This window comes from Pseudomonas cyclaminis, assembly GCF_015163715.1.
In the GTDB taxonomy this organism is placed as follows: domain Bacteria; phylum Pseudomonadota; class Gammaproteobacteria; order Pseudomonadales; family Pseudomonadaceae; genus Aquipseudomonas; species Aquipseudomonas cyclaminis.
Window position 1 is genome coordinate 1 of sequence record NZ_JADDUM010000233.1, and the last position, 4,076, is coordinate 4,076.

Here is a 4,076-nt window from a genome sequence, read left to right on the forward strand (position 1 = left end):
CCTCCCACACTCGCCGTGCTTCTTCAGTCAGATCCTGGCGGCGAAGACTGCCTGATGTTCCCGGCACTGCTCGGCCGTCAACATGAACACCCCATGCCCACCGCGCTGGAACTCCAGCCAGGCAAAGTCCACTTCCGGATACAGCGCTTCGACGTGCACCTGGCTGTTGCCCACTTCCACGATCAGCAATCCCTTCTCGGTCAGGTGGTCCGCCGCTTCGGCGAGCATCCGGCGCACCAGGTTCAAGCCGTCGTCGCCACAGGCCAGGCCGAGTTCCGGTTCGTGCTGGTATTCGTCGGGCATGTCGGCGAAGTCTTCCGCGTCCACGTACGGCGGGTTCGACACGATCAGGTCAAAGCGCTGGCCCGGCAGGCCGTCGAAGCCATCGCCCTGCACGGTGTACACGCGCTCGTCGACGCCATGGCGCTCAATGTTCTGATTGGCCACTTCCAATGCTTCGAAGGACAAATCGCCCAACACCACTTCGGCGTCCTGGAACTCGTAGGCACAGGCTATGCCGATGCAACCGGAGCCGGTACACAGGTCAAGGATGCGCGCTGGCGGTTGGGCCAACCACGGTTCGAAGCGGTTTTCGATCAACTCGCCGATGGGGGACCGCGGGATCAGCACACGCTCATCGACAATGAACGACATGCCGCAGAACCAGGCCTCTTTCAACAGGTAGGCGGTCGGCACGCGTTCGTGAATACGCCGATGCAGCAAGCGCTGCACGTGGGAAACTTCCTCTTCTTCGAGATTGCAATCCAGGTAACTGTCGGCAATTTCCCACGGCAAGTGCAAGGCACCGAGCACCAATTGCCGGGCTTCGTCCCAGGCATTGTCGGTGCCATGGCCAAAAAACAGGTCTTCCCCATGGAAACGGCTGACAGCCCAACGAATGTGGTCGCGCAAGGTGCGGCAGGCGGGAAGTGATCACGGGGGGCAGACTCCTGGAAAAAACGACTGGCGATTCTAACAGCCTTCACCTGTACCGACGATGTACGAAAACCGGCTACCGCACGTCGGATTTCATCCAAATCGCCATCATTCGAGTAAACACGCCGCCCTCTTGACAGGGCTGCACGCCAGCAACGGCGTACCTTACGATGGTAGCGATTCACAGAACCGCTCAGCCAGTGGACAATGTCGCAAAAGCCCCCCTCACAGGAGCCCCAGAATGTCCGTTCCAAAGACGATGTTTCAACTCAGCGGTCGTGGTTACGCAGCTGCCAACCTTGCCCATGCGACCCTCGTGATCATCGATGCCCAGAAGGAATACCTCAGCGGTCCACTCGCCCTCTCGGGCATGGACGCGGCGGTCGGCCATATCAAGCAGCTGGTTGCTGCGGCCCGCAACGCTGGCCGTCCGATCGTGCATGTGCGCCACTTGGGTACCGTCGGTGGCCTGTTCGACCCTCAGGGCGAACGCGGTGAGTTCATTCCTGGCCTTGAGCCTGACGGTGACGAAACCATTATCGACAAGCTGCTGCCCAGCGCCTTCCATGGCACCGGCCTGGAAAAACACCTGCAAGACCTCGGCTCCCTGGACCTGATCGTCTGTGGCTTCATGAGCCATTCCAGCGTCAGCACCACGGTGCGCGCCGCCAAGAACCTGGGCTTTCGCTGCACCTTGGTGGAAGACGCCTGCGCCACCCGCGACCTGCCTTACAAAGGCGGCATCCTGAGTGCCGACCATGTACAGCAGACCGAAATGGCCATCATGGCCGACAACTTTGCCACCCTTGCGCTGACCAAAGATCTGATCTGATCGCCCTTCTGATGAGCGGCGCGGCCATGTTTATTGCCCCGCTCATCCGCTAAGCCCTTTCATTTGGCGCATTTGCCTCGGGTACAGGAACAAGCTGCATATCTTCCGGTCGAAGGGCCGATACCCTGGAGGAAAGGTCGGAATGAAGATATCCGATGGTTTTGATGCTCGTCGCTTGCGCCCCAAGGGCCCGAGCAACTGGCGTCTGCGCCTGGTGGCGTGCATTGCCGCGCTGCTGGCGATGGTTGGTCTAGTGTTGGCCGGTGCTGGTGGTGCCGGTTTGTTTGGTCATTCGCCGGCCCTTGGCGAACTGAATGCCAGCCCCGGTGGCTCCGCCCTCCTGCTGGGCATTGGTCTGCTGGTGTTGTGGTTGGGCGTGTGGTTGTGGCGTCGTAGCCGTCGGAAAATGCGTCAGCCGTTGTCACTGAACATCGCTGCACACCTGATGAAAAAACACGACTGATGGCGCTTGGATAGCGTTTCATGCGCCCGGCTGCCGCGAATTAGGTAAACTGCCCGCCCTTCGCGGAGGCCGACATGCAAGACGACGATTTTTCCCTGTTCAAAAACGAGCTGCGCGGCGTCAAGCCGATCAAGCACGACCGTGCCGACACCGGCAAACCCAAGGCTGACCGGGCGCAGATCGCCAAGCTGCGCCAGGCCGCGACCGTGCGCACCGACGCCACCACGGTGGATGGCCTGTCGGACCAGTTCGTCATCGACGTAGGCCCTGAAGACGAGCTGATGTGGGCCCGAGATGGCGTGCAGGAAAGCCAGATGCGCAAGCTCAAGGTCGGCCAGATCCCCTTCGAAGGCAGCCTCGACCTGCACGGCATGACCGTGGAGAAAGCCCGGGAAACCCTGTGGGCCTTTCTCGCCGAAGCCACCAAATTCGAAATCCGCTGCGTGCGCGTCACCCACGGCAAGGCCGTGCGGCTGGACGGCAAGCGGCCGATGATCAAAAGTCACGTCAACACCTGGCTGCGCCAGCATGCCCAGGTGCTCGGTTTTACCTCCTGCCAGGCCCGCCACGGCGGCGCAGGGGCGGTGTATGTGATGCTCAAGCGCACCATGATGGAAGGGCGCGACGAGTAACAAGTGCCATCGTCAGGCTTGCAGCGATGTGTTCGCCACCGTAACCTTGCGCTTTGCGAAAATCCCCACAGGTAGTTTCATGTCCCTGGAACAGAATTACACCGCGATCCTAGGCCAACTCGGCGAGGACGTCTCCCGCGAGGGCCTGCTCGACACGCCAAAGCGTGCCGCCAAGGCGATGCAGTACCTCTGCCGCGGTTATGAGCAGACGCTGGAAGAAGTCACCAACGGTGCCTTGTTCAGCTCCGACAACAGCGAAATGGTGCTGGTCAAGGACATCGAGTTGTACTCGCTGTGCGAACACCACCTGCTGCCGTTTATCGGCAAGGCTCACGTCGCGTATATCCCGAGCGGCAAAGTGCTGGGCTTGTCGAAGGTCGCGCGGATTGTCGATATGTATGCGCGTCGCCTGCAGATCCAGGAAAACCTCAGCCGCCAGATCGCCGATGCCGTGATGCAAGTGACCGGCGCCCTGGGCGTGGCCGTGGTGATCGAGGCCAAGCACATGTGCATGATGATGCGCGGTGTCGAGAAACAGAATTCGTCGATGATCACGTCGGTGATGCTGGGTGAGTTCCGCGAAAACGCGGCCACCCGCAGCGAATTCCTCAGCCTGATCAAGTAACCGGCCGAGCAGGAACAAACCGGCGTTCATCGCCGGTTTTTTTTCGCCTGCCGAAATCAGGTAAGCTGCGCCCCCTCAGTTATGGGCAAGAGGTTTCAGCCATGTTCGTCAAAGCACTTCGAGTGGGCCTCGGCCACGTCATCATCGCGGGCGACTTCCTGACCCGCCCGCGTAAAAAGCAGCGCCCTGCCGAGCAACAGGCCAAGGTGAACGAGGCGGCCAAGGATTTGACCTTGTATCAATTCCACGCCTGCCCGTTCTGCGTGAAGACCCGCCGCACCCTGCACCGCCTGAATGTGCCGGTGGCGTTGAAGGACGCGAAGAACAACGAGCAGGATCGCCAGACCCTGCTGGAGCAAGGTGGCAAGATCAAGGTGCCGTGCCTGCGTATCGAAGAGAATGGCCAGACCACCTGGATGTACGATTCCAAGGTCATCATCGATTACCTGGACAAGCGCTTCGCCGCGATCTGACAGACCTGTGCAGATCAAATGTGGGAGGGGCTTGCCCCCTCTTATCAAACATAAAATAAGTTACTGATTTTAAAGAGTTAAAAAACACCTCTAAAACTGAGATGTTGTAGGCGCC

5 protein-coding genes and 1 pseudogene are annotated in these 4,076 nt (G+C 60.0%); 5 read left to right on the plus strand and 1 reads right to left on the minus strand.

The window, feature by feature from the left end; genetic code table 11:
* Positions 1 to 27 precede the first annotated feature (27 nt).
* Positions 28 to 937, minus strand: a pseudogene (prmB, locus tag IQK56_RS25545) (50S ribosomal protein L3 N(5)-glutamine methyltransferase).
* 240 nt (positions 938 to 1,177) lie between these two features.
* On the opposite strand from prmB, the gene IQK56_RS25550 reads away from it, so the two are divergent.
* The 5 genes from IQK56_RS25550 (at position 1,178) to IQK56_RS25570 (ending at position 3,961) form a co-directional block, all read left to right on the plus strand.
* Positions 1,178 to 1,768, plus strand: a complete 591-nt coding sequence (locus IQK56_RS25550; protein WP_150676449.1) for a cysteine hydrolase family protein — start codon at positions 1,178 to 1,180, stop codon at positions 1,766 to 1,768.
* 142 nt (positions 1,769 to 1,910) lie between these two features.
* On the plus strand, positions 1,911 to 2,231 hold the full coding sequence (locus tag IQK56_RS25555) for a hypothetical protein (protein WP_122307896.1): 321 nt from the start codon (positions 1,911 to 1,913) through the stop codon (positions 2,229 to 2,231).
* Between the two features lie 74 nt (positions 2,232 to 2,305).
* On the plus strand, positions 2,306 to 2,863 hold the full coding sequence (locus tag IQK56_RS25560) for a Smr/MutS family protein (protein ID WP_032888029.1): 558 nt from the start codon (positions 2,306 to 2,308) through the stop codon (positions 2,861 to 2,863).
* A gap of 79 nt (positions 2,864 to 2,942) precedes the next feature.
* Positions 2,943 to 3,488, plus strand: coding sequence for a GTP cyclohydrolase I FolE (gene folE / locus IQK56_RS25565; protein WP_003442011.1), 546 nt, complete (start codon positions 2,943 to 2,945; stop codon positions 3,486 to 3,488).
* A gap of 101 nt (positions 3,489 to 3,589) precedes the next feature.
* Positions 3,590 to 3,961: a glutathione S-transferase N-terminal domain-containing protein gene (locus IQK56_RS25570; protein WP_122307895.1), complete on the plus strand. Its 372-nt coding sequence runs from the start codon at positions 3,590 to 3,592 to the stop codon at positions 3,959 to 3,961.
* The last annotated feature ends 115 nt before the right edge of the window (positions 3,962 to 4,076 follow it).